17 protein-coding genes are annotated in these 17,876 nt (G+C 73.5%); 5 read left to right on the top strand and 12 right to left on the bottom strand.

Annotation, left to right across the window (positions count from 1 at the left end):
- The first annotated feature begins 84 nt into the window (after positions 1 to 84).
- The 4 genes from thiO to pknB all read left to right on the top strand — a co-directional run bounded on the left by thiO (position 85) and on the right by pknB (position 4,409).
- Positions 85 to 1,368 carry a glycine oxidase ThiO gene (gene thiO, locus ACTOQ2_RS01250; RefSeq protein WP_440097779.1) on the top strand — a complete coding sequence of 428 codons (1,284 nt, stop codon included), beginning with the start codon at positions 85 to 87 and terminating at the stop codon, positions 1,366 to 1,368.
- Positions 1,365 to 1,565, top strand: coding sequence for a sulfur carrier protein ThiS (thiS, locus tag ACTOQ2_RS01245; protein ID WP_440065172.1), 201 nt, complete (start codon positions 1,365 to 1,367; stop codon positions 1,563 to 1,565). The genes thiO and thiS overlap by 4 nt, the downstream gene beginning before the upstream one ends.
- A 15-nt stretch (positions 1,566 to 1,580) precedes the next feature.
- Positions 1,581 to 2,396 carry a thiazole synthase gene (locus tag ACTOQ2_RS01240; protein ID WP_440097778.1) on the top strand — a complete coding sequence of 272 codons (816 nt, stop codon included), beginning with the start codon at positions 1,581 to 1,583 and terminating at the stop codon, positions 2,394 to 2,396.
- 75 nt (positions 2,397 to 2,471) lie between these two features.
- Complete coding sequence (gene pknB, locus ACTOQ2_RS01235; RefSeq protein ID WP_440097777.1) at positions 2,472 to 4,409, top strand: Stk1 family PASTA domain-containing Ser/Thr kinase; 1,938 nt, start codon at positions 2,472 to 2,474, stop codon at positions 4,407 to 4,409.
- 21 nt (positions 4,410 to 4,430) lie between these two features.
- Here the strand turns inward: pknB and alc are convergent, their stop codons facing one another.
- The 9 genes from alc to uraD all read right to left on the bottom strand — a co-directional run bounded on the left by alc (position 4,431) and on the right by uraD (position 13,068).
- A complete protein-coding gene (gene alc / locus ACTOQ2_RS01230) occupies positions 4,431 to 5,402 on the bottom strand; it encodes an allantoicase (RefSeq protein ID WP_440097776.1) in 972 nt (323 codons plus the stop codon).
- Between the two features lie 72 nt (positions 5,403 to 5,474).
- Positions 5,475 to 6,797: an allantoinase AllB gene (gene allB, locus ACTOQ2_RS01225; RefSeq protein WP_440097775.1), complete on the bottom strand. Its 1,323-nt coding sequence runs from the start codon at positions 6,795 to 6,797 to the stop codon at positions 5,475 to 5,477.
- 23 nt (positions 6,798 to 6,820) lie between these two features.
- The gene (locus ACTOQ2_RS01220; protein WP_440097773.1) at positions 6,821 to 8,062 is read right to left on the bottom strand and encodes a glycerate kinase; all 1,242 of its coding nucleotides are present in this window, start codon (positions 8,060 to 8,062) and stop codon (positions 6,821 to 6,823) included.
- Positions 8,063 to 8,305: 243 nt separating this feature from the next.
- Positions 8,306 to 9,676, bottom strand: a complete 1,371-nt coding sequence (locus tag ACTOQ2_RS01215) for an 8-oxoguanine deaminase (RefSeq protein WP_440097772.1) — start codon at positions 9,674 to 9,676, stop codon at positions 8,306 to 8,308.
- Positions 9,677 to 9,767: 91 nt separating this feature from the next.
- Entirely contained in the window at positions 9,768 to 10,241 is a 474-nt protein-coding gene (locus ACTOQ2_RS01210; protein ID WP_440065180.1) for a (2Fe-2S)-binding protein, read from the bottom strand.
- A complete protein-coding gene (locus ACTOQ2_RS01205; protein WP_440065181.1) occupies positions 10,241 to 11,116 on the bottom strand; it encodes an FAD binding domain-containing protein in 876 nt (291 codons plus the stop codon). Before ACTOQ2_RS01205 ends, ACTOQ2_RS01210 begins: the two co-directional genes overlap by 1 nt.
- Positions 11,117 to 11,131: 15 nt before the next feature.
- On the bottom strand, positions 11,132 to 12,034 hold the full coding sequence (gene pucL, locus ACTOQ2_RS01200) for a factor-independent urate hydroxylase (protein ID WP_440097771.1): 903 nt from the start codon (positions 12,032 to 12,034) through the stop codon (positions 11,132 to 11,134).
- Position 12,035: 1 nt separating this feature from the next.
- Positions 12,036 to 12,347 (bottom strand): hydroxyisourate hydrolase, encoded by a 312-nt coding sequence (uraH, locus tag ACTOQ2_RS01195; RefSeq protein ID WP_440097770.1) that lies wholly within the window; start codon positions 12,345 to 12,347, stop codon positions 12,036 to 12,038.
- Positions 12,348 to 12,462: 115 nt separating this feature from the next.
- Positions 12,463 to 13,068 carry a 2-oxo-4-hydroxy-4-carboxy-5-ureidoimidazoline decarboxylase gene (gene uraD, locus ACTOQ2_RS01190; protein ID WP_440097769.1) on the bottom strand — a complete coding sequence of 202 codons (606 nt, stop codon included), beginning with the start codon at positions 13,066 to 13,068 and terminating at the stop codon, positions 12,463 to 12,465.
- A 196-nt stretch (positions 13,069 to 13,264) separates the two neighbouring features.
- Here uraD and ACTOQ2_RS01185 point away from each other — a divergent pair, with 196 nt between their 5' ends.
- Positions 13,265 to 14,104, top strand: coding sequence for a deoxyribonuclease IV (locus tag ACTOQ2_RS01185; protein WP_440065186.1), 840 nt, complete (start codon positions 13,265 to 13,267; stop codon positions 14,102 to 14,104).
- Between the two features lie 843 nt (positions 14,105 to 14,947).
- Here the strand turns inward: ACTOQ2_RS01185 and ACTOQ2_RS01180 are convergent.
- From ACTOQ2_RS01180 to ACTOQ2_RS01170, 3 genes are all read right to left on the bottom strand, one after another.
- On the bottom strand, positions 14,948 to 15,745 hold the full coding sequence (locus ACTOQ2_RS01180; protein ID WP_362676553.1) for a LytR/AlgR family response regulator transcription factor: 798 nt from the start codon (positions 15,743 to 15,745) through the stop codon (positions 14,948 to 14,950).
- Between the two features lie 76 nt (positions 15,746 to 15,821).
- On the bottom strand, positions 15,822 to 17,015 hold the full coding sequence (locus ACTOQ2_RS01175) for a histidine kinase (protein ID WP_440097767.1): 1,194 nt from the start codon (positions 17,013 to 17,015) through the stop codon (positions 15,822 to 15,824).
- 48 nt (positions 17,016 to 17,063) lie between these two features.
- The gene (locus ACTOQ2_RS01170) at positions 17,064 to 17,726 is read right to left on the bottom strand and encodes a molybdopterin-dependent oxidoreductase (RefSeq protein ID WP_440097766.1); all 663 of its coding nucleotides are present in this window, start codon (positions 17,724 to 17,726) and stop codon (positions 17,064 to 17,066) included.
- Positions 17,727 to 17,876: the final 150 nt, after the last annotated feature.

Below are 17,876 nucleotides of genomic sequence, written 5' to 3'. Positions count from 1 at the left end.
CGAGGTCCGGACAGCGGCCGCGAGCGAGCCCTCGACCGCCACGAACCTGATCCGGGTCATGCCGGCGAAGGGAGCGGAGCACGTATGGCGGACCATTTCGATCTTCTCGTCGCCGGCGGGGGCGTGATCGGCCTGTCGGTGGCGTGGCGCGCCGCCCGCCGGGGCCTGAGGGTGGCGGTGGCCGACCCCGCACCGGCCTCCGGCGCCTCGCACGCGGCGGCGGGCATGCTCGCCCCGGTCAGCGAGGTCACCTATACCGAGGAGCCGCTGCTGCGGCTGGGCCTGGCCTCCCTGGAGCGCTGGCCCGCCTTCGCCGCCGAGCTGGCGGACGCGAGCGGGCACGATCTCGACTACCGCACCGACGGCACGCTCGACGTCGCCTTCGGCTCCGACGACCTGGCCGCGCTGGACGACCTCGCCGCCTTCACCGCCAGGCTGGGACTGCCCGCCGAGCGGCTCACCGGCCGCGAGTGCCGCCGCCTGGAGCCCATGCTGGCCCCCGCCGTCCGGGGCGGCCTGCTGGCCGGCGGCGACGCCTGGGTGGACCCCAGGAGGGTCACCGCGGCGCTCCTGGCGGCCCTGGAGCGTACGGGCGGCGCCCTGGTGCGCGCCCGCGTGGCCGAGCTGCTCACGTCCTCGGGAACGGTCACCGGAGTACGCCTGGCGGGTGGCGAGACCGTCGGTGCCGGCCTGGTGGTCCTCGCCACGGGAGCCTGGTCGGGCTCCCTGGAGGGGGTGCCCCCGGAGGCGCTGCCCCCGGTGCGGCCCGTCAAGGGCCAGATCATGCGGCTGCGCTCTCCCGCGCCGATCCTGCGGCGGTGCGTGCGCGGGGTCGTCCACGGCTCGCACGTCTACCTGGTGCCGCGCGGCGACGGCGAGACGGTCCTCGGCGCCACCCAGGAGGAGATGGGCTTCGACACCCGTGTCACCGCCGGGGGGCTGTGGGAGCTGCTGCGCGACGCGCGGGAGCTCGTCCCCGGGGTGACCGAGCTGGAGGTGTCCGAGGTGGCCGCGGGACTGCGCCCCGGCACCCCGGACAACCTGCCGCTGATCGGTCCCACGATCGTGCCCGGTCTCCACCTGGCCACCGGCCACCACCGGGGCGGGGTCCTGCTCGCGCCGCTCACCGCCGACCTCTGCGTGAGCGAGACGGGTGAGGGGGGCGGGACAGGTGAGCCGGACCCGGGGCTCGCCTCGGTCTGCTCCCCCCTCCGCTTCCAGGAGCCGGGTTCCCGGGAGCACACCCCCCAAAAGCACGGCTTCCAGGAGCACACCCCACAGGAGCGCGCCCTCCGGGAGCGCGGCTCCCGGGAACACCCGCCGCGGGAACACCGCCTCCGGGAGCACACACCTCAGGAGTACCGATGAACGTGACCATCAACGGCGCCGCGCACGAGTTGCCCTCGGGGGCGACCGTCGCGCAGGCCGTGCGGCGGCTGACCGACGTGCGGAGCGGGGTGGCCGTCGCGGTGAACGACGAGGTCGTCTCGCGCGGCGCCTGGGAGTCCACGGCGCTCGCGGAGGCCGACCGCGTCGAGGTGCTCACCGCGGTCCAGGGAGGGTGACGGGCGATGACGAACATGACTGACACAGCTGACATGACGGGTATGGCGGGCATGGCGGACGAGCTGATCATCGGCGGCGAGAAGTTCTCCTCCCGCCTGATCATGGGCACCGGGGGCGCCCCCTCCCTGGAGATCCTCGACCAGGCGCTCGCCGCCTCGGGGACCGAGCTGACCACGGTCGCGATGCGGCGGCTCGACCCGGCCGCGCGGGGCTCGGTGCTCGACGTGCTCCGCAGACGCGACATCAAGGTGCTGCCGAACACCGCGGGCTGCTTCACCGCCGGTGAGGCCGTGCTGACCGCCAGGCTGGCCAGGGAGGCGCTGGAGACGAACTGGGTCAAGCTGGAGGTCATCGCCGACGAGCGCACCCTGCTGCCCGACCCCATCGAGACCTTCGACGCGGCGGAGCGGCTGGTCGCCGACGGGTTCACGGTGCTGCCCTACATCGGCGACGACCCCGTGCTGGCGCGCAGGCTGGAGCAGGCGGGCTGCGCGGCGGTGATGCCGCTGGGCGCGCCGATCGGCTCGGGGCTGGGCGTCCGCAACCCGCACAACATCGAGCTGATCGTGGAGTTCGCGAGCGTGCCGGTGATCCTGGACGCCGGGATCGGCACGGCCAGCGACGCGGCGCTCGCCATGGAGCTGGGCTGCGACGCGGTCCTGCTGGCCACGGCGGTCACCCGCGCGCAGCGTCCTGACCTGATGGCCCGGGCGATGCGCTCGGCCGTCTCCGCGGGCCGGGCGGCCCGTATGGCCGGGCGGATACCCCGGCGTCGCTACGCGGAAGCCTCCTCTCCCTCGATCGACAGCACGCCGGTGGTTCATCGATAGAAAACCACCACGTCTCGGCATCGGTTTGGGATTCGGGGATCCTGTCGGCGCCAAATCGCCCGTAAACTCGGCCACGTGGACACGACGCTTACGGACCCCCTGGTCGGGAAACTCCTCGACGGGCGTTACCGCGTTGAGTCCCGGATCGCCCGGGGCGGAATGGCGACCGTCTATCTGGCCCTGGACGTCCGGCTCGACCGCACGGTCGCCGTCAAGGTGATGCACCGCTCGCTCGCCGAGGACCCCGCCTTCGTGCGGCGCTTCATCGGCGAGGCCAAGTCGGTGGCCAGCCTGTCGCACCCCAACGTGGTGCACGTGTTCGACCAGGGCACGGACGGCGACAACGTCTACCTCTCGATGGAGTACGTGCCGGGGCGGACCCTGCGCGACGTGCTCCGCGCCCGGGGCAGGCTGCCCGCCCGCGAGGCGCTGGAAGTCATGATCCCCGTCCTCGCCGCGCTGGGCGCCGCCCACCAGTCCGGCCTGATCCACCGGGACGTCAAGCCGGAGAACGTGCTGCTCGCCGACGACGGCCGGGTCAAGGTCGTCGACTTCGGCCTGGCCCGCGCGATCGAGGCGAGCAACCAGACGCGCACGGGTGTCATGATCGGCACTATCGGCTACATGTCGCCCGAGCAGGTGACCTCCGGCGGCGCCGACGCCCGCAGCGACGTCTACGCGGCCGGCATCATGCTGTTCGAGCTCCTGACCGGCCGCCAGCCGTACGAGGGCGAGACCCCGATGTCGGTGGCCTACCGGCACGTGCACGACACGGTGCCCGTGCCCTCGGCGCTGCTGCCCGGCTCCTCCCCGCTGCTCGACACGCTGGTGGCCAGGGCGACGGCCCGCGACCCCGCCCACCGTCCGGCGGACGCCACCGCGCTGCTGGTCGCCGCCGTCGAGGCGCACCGGATGCTGCCCAGGGAGAGCGGCCCGGTGCCGTCGGTCCCCGTCGGCCCGCCGCACGGCCACGAGATGGTGGCACCCGCGCCCCCCGCCCCGGCCAACCACACGCTGATCCAGCCCCGCGCCGACCTGCTCACCGGCCCGGCCGGCGACCGCCCCGAGGCCGTCCCCAGGGCGCGCGGGGGGTCGGGGGCCCGCTGGTTCCTGATCGGGCTGGCCGTGGTCATGGTGATCGCGGTGGGGGTGACCGGCTGGCTGTTCTCGCAGAACACCTCCATCGTGGTGCCCGCCACCCTGGTGGGCAAGAACGTCATGGCCGCCACCGGCGAGGCCAAGCGGAGCGGCTTCGCGGTCGAGACGGGCAAGGCCGAGCACGACGAGAAGGTTCCCAAGGGGATCGTGCTGCGCACCGAGCCCGCGGCGGGCACCGAGGCCGAGCCGAACAGCAAGCTGATCCTCATCGCCTCGGCCGGCCCCAAGCGGGTGGCGGTGCCCAACGTGGTGGGGATGACCGAACCGCAGGCCAGGAGCAAGCTGGCGGAGTCCTCCCTCCTCGTCGACGACGTCAGGAAGCAGGCCAGCGAGACCGTGCCGCGCGGCCAGGTGATGCGGACCATCCCCGCGGTGGGAAACCCGGTCAAGGAGAACAGCAAGCTCGACCTGGTCGTGAGCGCGGGCCTGGTCATGCCTGACCTCAGGGGAATGCCCCGCGACCAGGCCGACGCGGTGCTGCGCGGGGGCGGGTTCGTTCCCGAGTTCGTCGAGCAGACCGACTCCGCCCAGCCGTGCACCGTCATCGCCCAGGACCCGCTGCCCAGGGCCGAGGTCGACAGGGGTGCCGTGGTCCGGCTGACCCTGTCGCAGTGCGGCGGCGACTGGCGCTGGCCCTGGGAGCGCGAGGGCGAGCCACCGCCCGGCGACGACCAGAAGATCGTGGTGATCCCGAACATCGTGTTCAAGGACTACCGGGCGGCGAGGGACGAGCTGCGCGCCGCGGGAGTCACGGTGAAGCTGAGGCGCACCCTGGGCAAGGGCAGGGTGCTGGCCCAGGTTCCGCCGGGCGGCCAGGCGGTCCCGCCCGGCACCGAGGTCACCATCTGGTACTGACTCTCCGGCACCGGGGCGGGATCAGCCCCCGGTCTCGGCGAGGAAGCCGTGCAGGCGGATCCGGGCCAGGCCGCCGTCGGGATGGATGTCGACCCTGGCGTACGTGGCCGCGGGCGCGTCCCGGATGCGGAAGCGGTGCCGGGTGTCGGGCAGCAGGCGGGTCCTGGGCAGCAGCGGGAACCAGGTGGTGCCGTCCGCGCTGCCCGTGACGGAGACCTCGGCGGGGGCGTTGAACACCAGGTTGGTGGTGTCGATCTCGGCGAGGCTGACGACGCCGGGGCCCGCCAGGCGGATCACCAGCCAGTCGTTGCCGTCGTCGCGGCGGCGGGCGGTCTCCCAGCCCTCGGCCTGGTGGCGGGCGAGGCCGGGTGAGATGGCGTTGTTGGGCGAGGAGTAGAACTCGTCGGAGCACGCGGTGACGAGCGCGCCGTTCTCCAGGGCGGCCAGGTCCAGGCCGAGTCCCTCGTACAGGGACAGGTCGGGTCTGACCTCGCCGTGCACCCGCAGGCGGGCGATGCCCCCGTCGGGGAACATGTTCAGCCGTACGTGCGTGTGGCGGCGCTCGCCGGGCACCGCGAAGAGGTGCTCGGCGTCCCCCTTCAGCTCGCTCCTGGGAACGATCTCCGTCCAGCCGGCCGTCTCCAGCTCGGCGACCGTGGGGTAGCCCTCGACCTCGGCGGCCTCGACGGAGGCGTACGGCGGGTAGTTGCCCTTGAACCAGGCGGTGTCGATCACGACGCCCCTGATCACCCCGGGCATGCCGAGCCTGACCAGGGCCCAGTCGTGGCCGGGCTCGCGGCGCCTGCGGGTCTCCCAGCCGTCGTAGACCTGGCCCTTGGCCCCGAAGGTGTGCGGCATGAAGCCGGGGCGGCCCGGCCTGATGAGGCTCTCCTTCTCGGCGAAGGACTCGTCGTTGGCCGCGATGACCGAGCCGCCGAGGGTGCGCAGGGCGAGGTCGGGCAGCGCGGTGAATCCGGTCGTGAACTCGGTCAAGGAGAGAACCTTTCTCGCGGGGAGCCGGCCCGGCCACCGGGGTCGTTCCACGGCCCTTCAGGTCCGGCGGCCCTACAGGAGGGCGCCCCGGGGTTCCCTACCCACGGCCCGGCCGCGCAGCCACGTCGTGCGCACCTCCCCCACCAGCGTCCTGCCGTGGTAGGGCGTGACCGGGTTCCTGTGGTGCAGGGCGGAGACGTCCACGGTGTGGACGGCGTCGGGGTCGAAGGCGACGAGGTCGGCGTCCGCGCCCACCGCGATCGCGCCCTTGCCGCGCAGCCCGGCCAGCCCGGCCAGCTCGGCCGGGTTTCCCGCCATCCAGCGCACGACGTCGCCCAGGCCGTGCCCGCGCCGCGCCGCCTCGGTCCAGACGGCGGTCAGGCCGAGCTGGAGGGAGGAGATCCCGCCCCAGGCGGCGGCGAAGTCGGGCACCTTCAGGTCGGGGGTGGACGGCGAGTGGTCGGAGACGACGCAGCCGAGCACCCCGTCGGCGAGCCCGCGCCAGAGCTCGTCGCGGTTGGCCGAGGAGCGGATCGGCGGGCAGCACTTGAACTGGGTGGCGCCCTCGGGCACCTCCTCGGCCATCAGCGTGAGGTAGTGCGGGCAGGTCTCCGCGGTGAGCCGCACCCCCTCCCGCCGGGCCTTCGCCAGCGGTTCCAGGCACAATGCGGACGACACGTGCAGGATGTGCGCCCGCACCCCGGTCTCCCCCGCCAGCGCGGCGACCCGTTCGACGGCGCGGCGCTCGGCCTCTCCCGGCCGGGAGTCGAGGAACTCCGGATATCCCGGCCCCCCGGGGTCGGCGAGCAGCGCGGGGTCCTCGGCGTGGACGACCAGCAGGCCGTCGAAGGAGGCGATCTCCACCATGGCGGCCCGCAGGCCGTCCGCGTCCAGCGGCGGGAACTCGTCCACGCCCGACGGGGACAGGAAGCACTTGAACCCGCGTACGCCCGCCTCGTGCAGCGCCCGCAGGTCCCCGACGTTGCCGGGGACGGCCCCGCCCCAGAAGGCGACGTCCACCGCGCACTGCCCGTCCGCGGCCCTCCGCTTCACGGCCAGGGCGTCCGCGTTCACGGTCGGCGGCAGCGAGTTGAGCGGCATGTCCACGATCGTGGTCACCCCGCCCGCCGCGGCCGCCCGGGTGGCGGAGGCGAACCCCTCCCAGTGGGTGCGGCCGGGCTCGTTGACGTGCACGTGGGTGTCGACCAGGCCGGGCAGCAGCGCGACGTCGCCGAGGTCGACCCGCTCGACGGCGTCCGGCCCGGCGTCGTGGGCATGCACCCCGACGATCCTCCCGTCCCGTACGGCGACCGCCGCCGGTTCCTCTCCCCCGGGCAGTACGACCCTGCGGGACCGGATGACCAGATCCGGTACGTCCTCAGCCCCTGCGCTCATCCGCTCTCCGTCCTCGCCGTCTGTCAAAGGTGCCTTTCCGCGACCCTGCGGGCGAGCCGCTCCAGCAACGGGCCCGCCTGGGACATGCACACGGCCGGGTCGGGCTCGATGTCGGTGAGCGCGTAGGCGGCCGTGATGCCCGCCGCGTTCAGCTCCTCGTCGCCGAGGCTGCGGCGCCCGCAGACCGCGACGACCGGGACCCCCGCCTTGGCCGCGGCGCTCGCCACCCCGGCGGGTGCCTTGCCGCGCAGCGTCTGCTCGTCGAGCGAGCCCTCGCCGGTGACGACGAGGCGCGCGCCCTCGAGCCGGTCGCGGAAGCCGAGCAGTTCCAGGAGATAGTCGATGCCCGGGCGGAAGTCGGCGGCCAGGAAGGCCAGCGCGGCGAAGCCCACTCCTCCCGCGGCGCCCGCGCCCGGCTGCCCGGCCACGCCCATCGAGCGGACGACGCCGTCGTGCTCGATGGCCCCGACCAGGCCGTGGGTGTGCGCGGCGACGGCGGCGAGCCGGGCGAGGGCCCGGTCGAGCAGCTTCACGTCGTCGGGGCTCGCGCCCTTCTGCGGTCCGTACACGGCGGCGGCGCCGTGCGGGCCGAGCAGCGGGTTGTCCACGTCGCCCGCGACCACGAACTCGACCCCGTCAACGGCGATGAGTCCGGAGGTGTCGATTCTCGCCAGGTCGCGGAGGGCCGCTCCCCCGAAGGGGAGTTCCCGCCCCTCGGCGTCCAGGAAGCGGACGCCGAGCGCCCGCATCATGCCCGTGCCGCCGTCGGTGCAGGCACTGCCGCCGAGGCCGAGCACGACCCGCCGGGCCCCGCGCCGTACGGCGTGGGCGATCAGCTCGCCGGTGCCGTGGCTGGTCGCGGTGAGCGGGGCCAGCTCGACGCCCTCGTGCGCGGGCGATCCCGCCGGGGCGGCGGGCCCGGAGGCGACCGGCAGCCGCCGCAGGCCGGACGCCTCGGCCAGCTCGACGACCGCCGTCGGCACGTCCGTCCCCGGAGCACCGCCCTCCGGCGGGGAGGCGTCGCGCCAGGCGTAGGAGGCGAGGACCGGTACGCCGACAGGACCGGTGACCTCGGTCTCGACGCGGGTGAACCCGCAGGCCACGACGGCGTCCACGGTGCCGTCACCGCCGTCGGCCACCGGCAGCGCGACCGTGGCGACGCCGGGCCCGAGACCCGCCGCGATCCGCGCGGCGACCTCGGCACCGGTCAGCGAACCCTTGAACTTGTCCGGGGCGATCACGACGTGTCCCGACGACTCAGACAACCCTGCTCCCTGATGACGGATGGGGGGCACGCGTCCCCGGCCGGTACGAGCGGACGGGAGGCGGATGCCGGACCCCGGTGAGACGGAGCACCATCTTGACATCCGCCCCCGGACGCCCGGCCCCTCCCCCCGGACCCCCCGGACCCCCCGGACCCCCCGGACCCCCTGGACAACCAGGACGCCCCGGACGCTCCGGACGCCCGGTGCTGCCCGGCGACGCCTCCGGGCCACCGGCGGGGAAGGTCACGAGATCCCGAAGCCCTGCTCCGCCGCCAGGCGCATGAGGCGGCGGTGCGCCTCGCCTCCCGCGCGGCCGAGCTCGTCCTGGGCGACGGTACGCAGCTCGTCGTCCTCGACGACGGTCCGGCCGCCGACCAGCAGCCGGGCCAGCGGGGGCTGCCGGGTGCCGAAAACCAGGGCGCAGACCGGGTCGGCGACCGCGGAGGCGAAGGCCCCGGTGCGCCAGAGGGCGATGTCGGCGAGCTTCCCGGCCTCCAGGGAGCCGAGCTCCTCCTGCCGGCCCAGGTTCCTCGCCCCGCCGAGGGTGGCGATCTCCAGGGCCTGGCGGGCGGTGAGCGCGGTGGGCCCGTACCTGGCCCGCTGGAACAGCAGGGCCTGCCGCATCTCGCCGGACAGGGAGGTCAGCTCGGCGGAGGCACTGCCGTCCACCCCCAGGCCGACGTTCGCGCCCCGGTGGAGCATCTCGGAGACGCGGGCGATCCCGGCGCCGAGACGGCCGTTGGAGCTGGGACAGTGTGCCGAACCGGTACCGGTCTGGGCGAAGACGTCGATGTCGCCGTCACTCAGGTGGACGGCGTGGGCGAACCACACGTCCGGGCCGAGCCAGCCGAGCTTCTCCATGTAGTCGACCGGGCGCTGCCCGACCTGCCGCAGGCAGTGCTCCTCCTCGTCGAGGGTCTCGGCGAGGTGGGTGTGCAGGCGCACGCCCTTGGACCTGGCCAGCGCGGCGGCCTCGGTCATCAGGTCGGCGCTGACGGAGAACGGCGAGCAGGGGGCGACCGCGACGCGGAGCATGGAGGAGAAGGACGGGTCGTGGTAGGTGTCGACGGCCTCGGCCGTGGCGTCGAGGATCGCGTCGAGCCGCTCGACCACGACGTCCGGTGGCAGGCCGCCCTGCGACTTCCCCCGGTCCATCGAGCCCCGGGCGGGGTGGAAGCGCAGGCCGACCTCCCTCGCCGCCTCGATCTCCGCGGCGAACAGGTCCCCGCGCCCGGAGGGGAAGATGTAGTGGTGGTCGCTGGAGGTGGTGCAGCCGGACAGGGCCAGATGGCCCAGCCCCGCGCCCGCCGCGCCCCTGACGACCTCGGCGTCCATCGCGGCCCACACCTGGTAGAGCGCCGTCAGCCACTCGAACAGGGTGGCGTCCTGGGCGAGCCCCTGGGAGGCCCACTGGTAGAGGTGGTGGTGGGTGTTGACCAGGCCGGGGGTGGCCAGGCAGCCGGTGCCGTCGATCCTGGCCGCTCCCGGGACGTCCGGCGCCGGGCCGGCGCCCACGGCCGCGATCCTGTCGCCCTCGACGTGGATGTGCCCCGAGGGGATCTCCGGGCCCGCGACCGGGGCGATGTGGACGTTCTCGATCAGGATGGAGCTCACCGGGCCGCCGCCTTCCCACGGACGTTCTCGATCGGGGTCACGCTCACGAGGCCGCCGCCCTCCGCGGGGACGCTCTCGATCGGGATGGAGCTCACGAGGCCTCCGCCTTCCGCGCCGCGGCGAGGCGCACGGCGTCGAGGATCTTCTCGTAGCCGGTGCACCGGCACAGGTTGCCCGCCAGGGCCTCGCGGATCTCCGCGTCGGACGGCTGCCCGACCCGTTCGATCAGGTCGTGGGCCTGGACGAGGAGGCCGGGGGTGCAGAAGCCGCACTGGACGGCGCCGCACTCGACGAAGGCCTCCTGGATCGGGTCGAGCCGGTCGCCGTCGGCGAGCCCCTCGACGGTGCGGACCTGGCGCCCTTCGGCCTGCCCGGCCGCGACCAGGCACGCGCAGACGGGGATCCCGTCGAGGTAGACCGTGCAGGAGCCGCACTCGCCCTGCTCGCACGCGTTCTTGGAACCCGGCAGGCCGACCCGCTCGCGCAGGACGTACAGGAGGCTCTCGCCCTCCCAGACGTCGTCGGCGGTCTCCGTGCGGCCGTTGACGGTGAAGGTGACGCGCATCACCCGGCCCTCCTCTCGAAGTGTCCGGAGCGGAACTCGTTCCACGCCCAGGTGAGGGTGCGCCGCGCCATCACCGCGATGGCGTGGCGCCGGTAATCGGCGGTGCCGCGCACGTCGTCGATCGGCGAGGCGGCCTCGGCGGCCAGCTCCCCGAAACGGCCGAGCACCGCCGGGTCGAGCCGCGCCTCCCAGTCGAGTTCCGCGGCGAGGAACTCCTCGGCGGCGACGGCGCGGCGGGGGGTCGGGGCGGCCGAGCCGATGCCGGTGCCGACCCGGCGCTCGCCGGGGCGCAGCGCGATCGCGAACGAGCAGACCGCGATCACCATGGCGTTGCGGGTGCCGACCTTGGAGAAGTACTGGGGGCCGCTCGCGGGGCTCATCCAGAACGCCCGGATCAGCTCGTCGGCCTCCAGCGCGCTGCGCTTGACCCCGAGGTAGAAGCCGTCGGCCGGGATCATCCGCACGCCCCTGGCCGCGGACTCGACCTCGACGACCGCGTCCCCGGCCAGCAGCGGCGGGTGGCCGTCCCCGGCGGGCGAGGCCGCGCCGAGGTTGCCTCCCACGGTGCCCCGGTTGCGGATCTGCGGCGAGCCGACCGTGCGGGAGGCCTGGGCCAGGCCGGGCAGCCGGTCTCCCAGCTCGGCGATCAGCCGGGCGTACGTCACGCCCGCGCCGACCCTGAGCCTGCCGTCCGGCTCCTCGCTCCACTCCGCGAGCTCGGCGACCCGGTTCAGGTCGAGCAGCGCGCCGGGCCGCCGCACGTCGAAGTTGAGCTCGACCATCATGTCGGTGCCGCCCTGGATGGGCACCGCGTCCGGCCGGTCGGCCCTGGCGGCGAGTGCCTCCGCCCACGTGGCGGGTCGCAGGAAGTCCATGTTCGTCACTCCCAGTCATTCCCAGGCGAAGCGGGCGTCGGGGGCGTCGTCGCGGAGCACGCTGCCCTCGATCAGCCCGTAGGGACGGTCGGCCGCGTGGAACACCTCGTTGGGGTTGTCCAGCCCGAACGGGGTGAGGTCGACCAGGAAGTGGTGCTTGTTCGGCATCGCCAGGCGCACCTCGCAGACCTCCTCGCGGGCGTTCAGGACCCGCTCGCCCATCGCGTAGAGCGTCTGCTGCAGCGACAGGCTGTAGGTCTCGGCGAACGCCCCGAGCAGGTGGCGGCGCACCTCGTCGTACGACTCCCCGTACGCCGTCCCCGGCGGTTCCGCGCCGGGCAGGTGCCGCCAGCGGGCCGAGACCGCGGTGGCCAGGACGCGGTCCTTGGTGGGCGGGAGGGTGGTGTACTCGTCCTCGACGAAGCCGGAGAACTCCGAGTCGGTCGAGTTGAGCACCACCAGGTCCCTCAGCCCGGAGACCACGGTGGTGGTGCCGTCCCGGTCGTGATGGACGGCGCAGGTACGCGTCTCCCGGCCCGAGCGGACGAAGGAGTGCCGCCCGCGCTCCCCTGCGACGTCGTCGGACACCGGGATGCGGTCCCAGAAGTGTTCCTCGATCTCCACGCGGGCGTGGTGGACGGTGGGCTGCGACTCCACGTAGTGGCGGGCCAGCAGGACCGCGAAGTCCTCGATCTCCGCCACGCCGTACTTCCTGGCGAAGGCGTACACGGTGTTCTTCTGCGTGTCGGTCGGCAGGACCGCGGCGTTGTCGCCGGTGAGGTGGACCGCCTCCATGTCCCCGGACAGCGCCGAGCCGACGGTGACGTCCTTGACGTGGTGGACGCCGCCGTCCCTGACGACGCGGACCAGGCGGGTCTCCGCCTTGCCGTAGCGGTTGGGACCGAGAACGACGGGCATGCTAGCTCCCTCGATACGTCGAGTAGGCGAACGGGCTGAGCAGCAGGGGCACGTGGTGGTGCTCCCGCGGGTCCGCCACCGTGAAGTCGATCGAGACCCGGGGGTAGAAGGCCTTCACCGCGCGGGCGGCGAAGTAGCCGCCGGTGTCGAAGACCAGGCGGTGGTCGCCTTCCCCGCAGGTCCATCCCGTGATCCGCCCGTCGGTGTCGGTGACGCCCTCGGCGAGCACCTCGCCGTCCCTTTCCAGGCGTACGGCGACCCCCGCCGCGGGCCTGCCCAGGGCGGCGTCCAGCACGTGGGTGGACAGGCTCATGTGTGACCCTTCCCCGGCGCGCGGTCTTCGAGGGGTACGGAGGCCGTGACGGCTCCCGGGTTCGTGACGGCTCCCGGTGGCACGAAACTCGTGACGGCTCCCGGAGGCGCGGGGCTCATGTGGCGGCCCCCAGAAGTTTCGCCAGCCGCAGCCGGGTGATCTTCGCGAGTTCGGCCCTGACGACCTCCCGCTCGGTGTCCTCGTCGTTGCCGAGCCGCTCCGTGAGACGGGCCAGCATCTCCCCCGCCGACAGGCCGGTGGCGCAGATCAGGTAGACGTGGCCGAACCGCCGCTCGTAGGCGCGGTTTCCCTCCGCCAGCCGGTCGAGGACCTCCCGCCCGGCCGTGTCGACCCCCGCCTGCTCCCCCCGCGACCAGGCCGCTTCGGTTTCCGAGCGCCTTTCCACGCGTTCTCCCGATTGGCCGGGCGGCTCGGAACCGGCCGCCGGACCACCCTCCCGGGGCGGCTCGCCGATCCGGGGGTGGGCGGCCAGCGCCTCGCGGACGCCGGACCAGTCCAGCCCCCGCACGGCGGCCTCCGCCGCCTCGGCCAGCCGGTCGAGGTCGCGGTAGGGGCGCAGCGCGGCCACCTCCCGGGCGAAGGCCCGGCAGGCGCAGCAGGCCAGCAGCCCTGCCTCGGCCTCCTCGGCGCCCAGCGCGTTGAACGCGGCCAGCCCCGGGACCGGCGGCGCGGAGTTCGGCGCGGAGTCCACGTTACGCATGTGAGCAGTACACACACCGCCGGTGTGCGCGGTCCAGCGCCAAGAACCGCAAAGTGAGCCATGATTTGCCCCAGATTTTCGTAACATGCTCCAAACTCGCTGAACGACGGGTGCCGGCGGGTGACGCCGGGCGATAAGGAACACCGATCGCCGGGGACAGGCCGGCCGCCCGGGTGGCGCCTAAAATGGGTTCACTATGACTTCACTCTCCCTCATCGGCGGGCACGTCTCCGTCACCGGTGGTCTCGCCAAGGGCGGGCTGCGGTACGCCGCGGACATCGGCGCCGAGATGATCCAGGTGTTCGTCAGCAACCCCCGCGGCTGGGCGCTCGCCGCGGGCGACCCCGCCCAGGACGCCAAGCTGCGCGAGTCGGGCGTGCTGTCCTTCGTGCACGCCTCCTACCTCGTCAACGTGGGGTCTCCCAGCCCCGAGACGCTGGAGAAGTCGGTGGCCACCGTGCGGCACAACCTGCTGCGCGGCCACGCGATCGGCGCGAAGGGAGTGGTCATCCACACGGGGTCGGCGGTGAGCCAGTCCCGTGACGCCGCCCTGCGCCAGCTGCACGAGCACCTCCTGCCGCTCCTGGAGGAGATCCCCGACGACGGTCCCGACCTGCTGCTGGAGTCGATGGCGGGGCAGGGCGGGGTGCTCTGCGCGACCGTCCAGGACCTGGAGCCCTACTTGGAGGCCCTCGACTGGCACCCGAAGGCGGGCATCTGCTTCGACACCTGCCACGTCTTCTCCGCCGGGCACGACCTGTCGACCTCCGAGGGCGTCAAGGAGACCCTGGACGCCCTGCACGCGATCGCCCCGGGGCGGCTCAAGCTGGTCCACGCCAACGACTCCAAGGACCCGTGCGCCTCCAGGAGGGACCGGCACGAGAACATCGGCGCCGGCCACATCGGCGCCGCCCCCTTCGCCGAGATGATGCGCCACCCCGCGGTGGCGGGGGTGCCGTTCTGCATCGAGACGCCGGGCGGTGCCGAGAAGCACCGCGAGGACATCGACGTGCTCAAGAAGCTGCGCGACTCCTGATCCGGCGACCGGCCGCCTGCCGGTGATCGCCGGCCGGGAGGGCACGTGCCCCCGGGGGTCCGCGAGGTCAGACGGGACGCCCGTCCTCGTGATCCGGCCGCCCCCGTGTGGCCGGATCACGGTCCGGCCCGCTGGCTGGCGCGGGCGTCCCGTCATATCGGAGATCGGCGGCCCCTCCCCTTCCGGCCAAGGACCCGGCGGCCGAGTGACCGGATGTCGCCGGCTCTCGACGGTCACCCGATGTCCGCACGTCAGGTCTTGTGCGAGCCTTCCGGCTCTGTCCCCCCCTGACGCGGCGGGTCTCGCTCTCCGATGAGGGAACACTAGAGGCGCGTCCAGACGAGTGAGCGGCGCTTTCCCCCCAGCGCGATTAACGGTTCGTAGTTGTCGATGTACGGAGAGTGCCGGTACGACGAGCGGCCGCCGGCGGACGACGAACGGTCGATCGGGGGTTTCTGGGGCCCGTGGGACCACCGGTACGGGGGAACGCGGGCAGGGCGCGCGAAACGCGTGCCGGCGAGCGGGGCCGGGGACCGGGAGCCCGGCGACGGCAGGCAGGCGTCCCGGGCGAGGATGGCCGCGGCGAGCGCGGGGCGCCGTCCGGGCCACGGCCGGGGTGGCGATCGGAGACACGGCCGGCGGCCCGGGTGTGGGCGTGCCGGGGTCCACCCGGGCGTGAATCGCCACACGGGGGCGTGGGAGCGCAAGGCAGGGCCCCGGTAGGCGTTGGTCGTACAGGGCCCCGGGACACGGGGGCGTGGGAGCGCGAGGCAGGGCCCCGGGTAGGCGTTGGTCGTACGGGGGCCCGGGAAGGGCGAAAGGCCCTCTCAGATCAGTACGGGGCTAGCGCAGGGCGGCGGAGGGCAGGGACCTGCCCCGGGCCACCCCGGGGACGGCCGGGCGGTCGCGGAACTGGCGGATGAGCCGCTCGCGGACCTGGCGGGTGTGGCGGCGGCTGACCGGGAGCGTCTCGGTGCCCACCCTGAGCATCACCCGGCCGCCGTCGAAGCGCAGCTCGCTCACGTGCCGCACCGAGACGAGCGTGCTGCGGTGCACCCTGATGAACCCCGACCCGGCCCAGCGCCGCTCCAGGGCGGCCAGCGGCATGCGGACCAGATAGCTGCCCTCGTCGGTGTGCAGCCGGACGTAGTCGCCCTGCGCCTCGGCGAACCAGACGGCCTGCTGCGGCACGAACCTCGTCCGCCCGGCGAGCTCGACCGGGATGACGTCCTCGGCCACGGGGTCGGCCGCCGCGGGGGTCGCGGGGATCAGCGCTTCCAGGCGCCGCACCGCCTCGGCCAGCCGGTCGGCCCTGATCGGCTTGAGCAGGTAGTCGACCGCCTCCAGCTCGAAGGCCTGCACCGCGCACTCCTCGTGGGCGGTGACGAAGACCAGCCGGGGCGGGTTGGGGAAGCCCGCGATGAGCCTGGCCAGGTCGAGGCCGTCGAGGCCGGGCATCCGGATGTCGAGGAAGACCCCGTCCAGCCGCTCGCCCGTACCGATCATCTGGACCATGTCCTGGAGCGCGGTGACGCCGCCCACGGCGGTGGAGACGTGCTCGATCCGGGGGTCCTGGCGGAGGAGATAGGCGATCTCCTCAAGAGCGGGGACCTCGTCGTCAACGGCCAGGACTCGCAACATGACCCTACGCTGCCCCCTGAACCACATCCGCCGCAAGCCGCATGGCGACTTCAGGTAATAGTTTGACTACATGTAGCTATTGGCGGGGGAGCTTGGGAACGCGGAGCCTCACCGTGGTACCCGCGTTCGGGGCACTCTCCACGACCAGGCCGTAGTCCTCGCCGTAGATCTGGCGGAACCGCACGTCCACGCCGGCCAGCCCGATCCCGCCCTCCTCCTCCTCGTGCGGGCCCTCGTGCGGGGGGCCGCCGCCGAGGAGCGGCCGGGTCCGCTCGGAAGGCGTGCCCGGGCCGTCGTCCTCCACGCTGATGTGCGCCTCGGGGCCGGCGTCGCTGACCACCACCCGGACCTCGCCCCGACGTCCCGCCGCGGCCACCCCGCGCTTGACGGCGTTCTCCACCAGGGGTTGCAGGCAGAGGAACGGGACGGGGAGCGACAGCACCTCCGGCGCGACCCGGAGGGTGACGCGGAGCCGGTCGCCGAATCTGGCACGTTCCAGAAGCAGGTAGCGGTCCACGCAGTGCACCTCCTCGGCGAGGGTGGCGAAGTCGCGGGCCCGGCGCAGTGCGTACCGGTTGAAGTCGGCGAACTCCACCAGCAGCTCCCGCGCCCGGTCGGGGTCGGTACGGACGAAGGAGGCGATGGTGGTCAGCGCGTTGTAGACGAAGTGCGGGGACATCTGGGCGCGCAGCACCCGCATCTCGGCCGCCATCGTCCGCCGCCGCGAGGAGGCGGCCTCGGCCAGCTCCAGCTGTCCCGAGACCCACCTGCCGACCTCGGTGACGGTCCGTACCAGCGCCGCGCTCACCACGGTGTCGTACGCGGCGAGCGCCCCGACCACCCGCCCGTCGACGGTGAGCGGCACGACGACCCCGCCCCCGATGGCGCAGCCCGGCGTGTCGCAGGCCAGCTCGTCTCCGGCCACCGTACGCGGGCGGGCGGAGGCGAGGACCGTACGGGCGTGCTCGGGCGCGTGGTCGCGGTGGCAGCCCGCCGCGCCGTCCCAGGCGAGCAGGCCACCGGAGTCGGTGACCGCGATGGCGCTGGTGCCCAGCAGGGCACGCAGGTGGCGGACCGCCTTGCGGGCGGAGTCGCGGGTGAGCCCGGCCCGCAAAGAGGGCGCCGCCATCGCCGCGATGTGCAGGGTGAGGAAGGTGGCCTCGTCCGTCGGGCCGCCCGGACGGTCCGGGTGCCGCCGGCGCGGGCGGGGAAGGAGGAATCCGAGGAGGGTGCTGAAGGCGCACAGCAGCACCCAGCCGGTGGTCGACATGCGGAAAACCGTAGTCAACCCGCCCCTCTGATCAGGGGCGAACGCGGATCACGGCGGACCTTCGCCCGCTTCCTCCTGATAGGAGTAGCGCTGCTCGCGCCAGGGGTCGGCGATGTTGTGGTAACCGCGTTCCTCCCAGAAACCGCGCTTGTCCTCCACCAGGTACTCCACGGCGCGAACCCACTTGACGCTCTTCCACGCGTACAGGTGCGGGACGACCATCCGCACCGGAAACCCGCGTTCCGGGGAGATGGGCTTCTCGTCGAGCTCCAGCGCGAACATCGTCTGGGAGCGGGTGAAGTCGCCGATCCGGACGTTGGCGCTGTAGCCGTACTCGCCCCAGATCATCACGTGCTTCACGTCGGGCGCGGGCGGGGCGATCTTCATCAGCGTCTCCGTGGACACCCCGCTCCACTCGTTGCCCATGATCGAGAACTTGGTGACGCAGTGGAAGTCGGCCACGATCGTGGTGCGCGGCAGCTCGGAGAACTGGGGCCAGGTGAAGCGGTGCTGCTCGCCCGAGGCGGTCGCCCCCATGACGTGCAACTGCCAGGTCGCCGGGCGGAAGGTGGGCACCCGGCCGTAGTGGATCACCGGCCTGCCCCGGGGGACGTACTGGCCGGGGGGCAGGCGAGGCTCCTCCGGTGATTCGGGCTGCTCCACCGTCACTCCCCTCGCCGTTTCCCCGCTGGCACGGGGCAATCCTGCCATCGTCGGTTTCCCGCCTCCTCGGTGGCCACCGCATTGCACCCTTCCCCCTCCGGACCCCGGGTCACGGGAGAGCGTGTTCTCGTCGTGCGCTATCATTTGCGGCTATGCGCACCGCGTTCTGGTTTTGGTATGGCGACGGACCCTCAGGTC

It is taken from the genome of Streptosporangium sp. H16, assembly GCF_051918855.1.
Lineage (GTDB): Bacteria > Actinomycetota > Actinomycetes > Streptosporangiales > Streptosporangiaceae > Streptosporangium.
The sequence above is the reverse complement of the archived record's forward strand: the minus strand, read 5'-3'. Positions and strand labels throughout refer to the sequence as shown.

What these genes read in the sequence shown, in the direction of transcription:
- thiO (WP_440097779.1), top strand. Translation starts at nt 85, where the DNA reads ATGGCGGACCATTTCGATCTTCTCGTCGCCGGCGGGGGCGTGATCGGC.
- thiS (WP_440065172.1), top strand. Translation starts at nt 1,365, where the DNA reads ATGAACGTGACCATCAACGGCGCCGCGCACGAGTTGCCCTCGGGGGCG.
- ACTOQ2_RS01240 (WP_440097778.1), top strand. Translation starts at nt 1,581, where the DNA reads ATGACTGACACAGCTGACATGACGGGTATGGCGGGCATGGCGGACGAG.
- allB (WP_440097775.1), bottom strand. Translation starts at nt 6,797, where the DNA reads ATGAGCGCAGGGGCTGAGGACGTACCGGATCTGGTCATCCGGTCCCGC.
- ACTOQ2_RS01210 (WP_440065180.1), bottom strand. Translation starts at nt 10,241, where the DNA reads ATGCGCGTCACCTTCACCGTCAACGGCCGCACGGAGACCGCCGACGAC.
- ACTOQ2_RS01205 (WP_440065181.1), bottom strand. Translation starts at nt 11,116, where the DNA reads ATGGACTTCCTGCGACCCGCCACGTGGGCGGAGGCACTCGCCGCCAGG.
- pucL (WP_440097771.1), bottom strand. Translation starts at nt 12,034, where the DNA reads ATGCCCGTCGTTCTCGGTCCCAACCGCTACGGCAAGGCGGAGACCCGC.
- uraH (WP_440097770.1), bottom strand. Translation starts at nt 12,347, where the DNA reads ATGAGCCTGTCCACCCACGTGCTGGACGCCGCCCTGGGCAGGCCCGCG.
- uraD (WP_440097769.1), bottom strand. Translation starts at nt 13,068, where the DNA reads ATGCGTAACGTGGACTCCGCGCCGAACTCCGCGCCGCCGGTCCCGGGG.
- ACTOQ2_RS01185 (WP_440065186.1), top strand. Translation starts at nt 13,265, where the DNA reads ATGACTTCACTCTCCCTCATCGGCGGGCACGTCTCCGTCACCGGTGGT.
- ACTOQ2_RS01180 (WP_362676553.1), bottom strand. Translation starts at nt 15,745, where the DNA reads ATGTTGCGAGTCCTGGCCGTTGACGACGAGGTCCCCGCTCTTGAGGAG.
- ACTOQ2_RS01175 (WP_440097767.1), bottom strand. Translation starts at nt 17,015, where the DNA reads ATGTCGACCACCGGCTGGGTGCTGCTGTGCGCCTTCAGCACCCTCCTC.
- ACTOQ2_RS01170 (WP_440097766.1), bottom strand. Translation starts at nt 17,726, where the DNA reads ATGGCAGGATTGCCCCGTGCCAGCGGGGAAACGGCGAGGGGAGTGACG.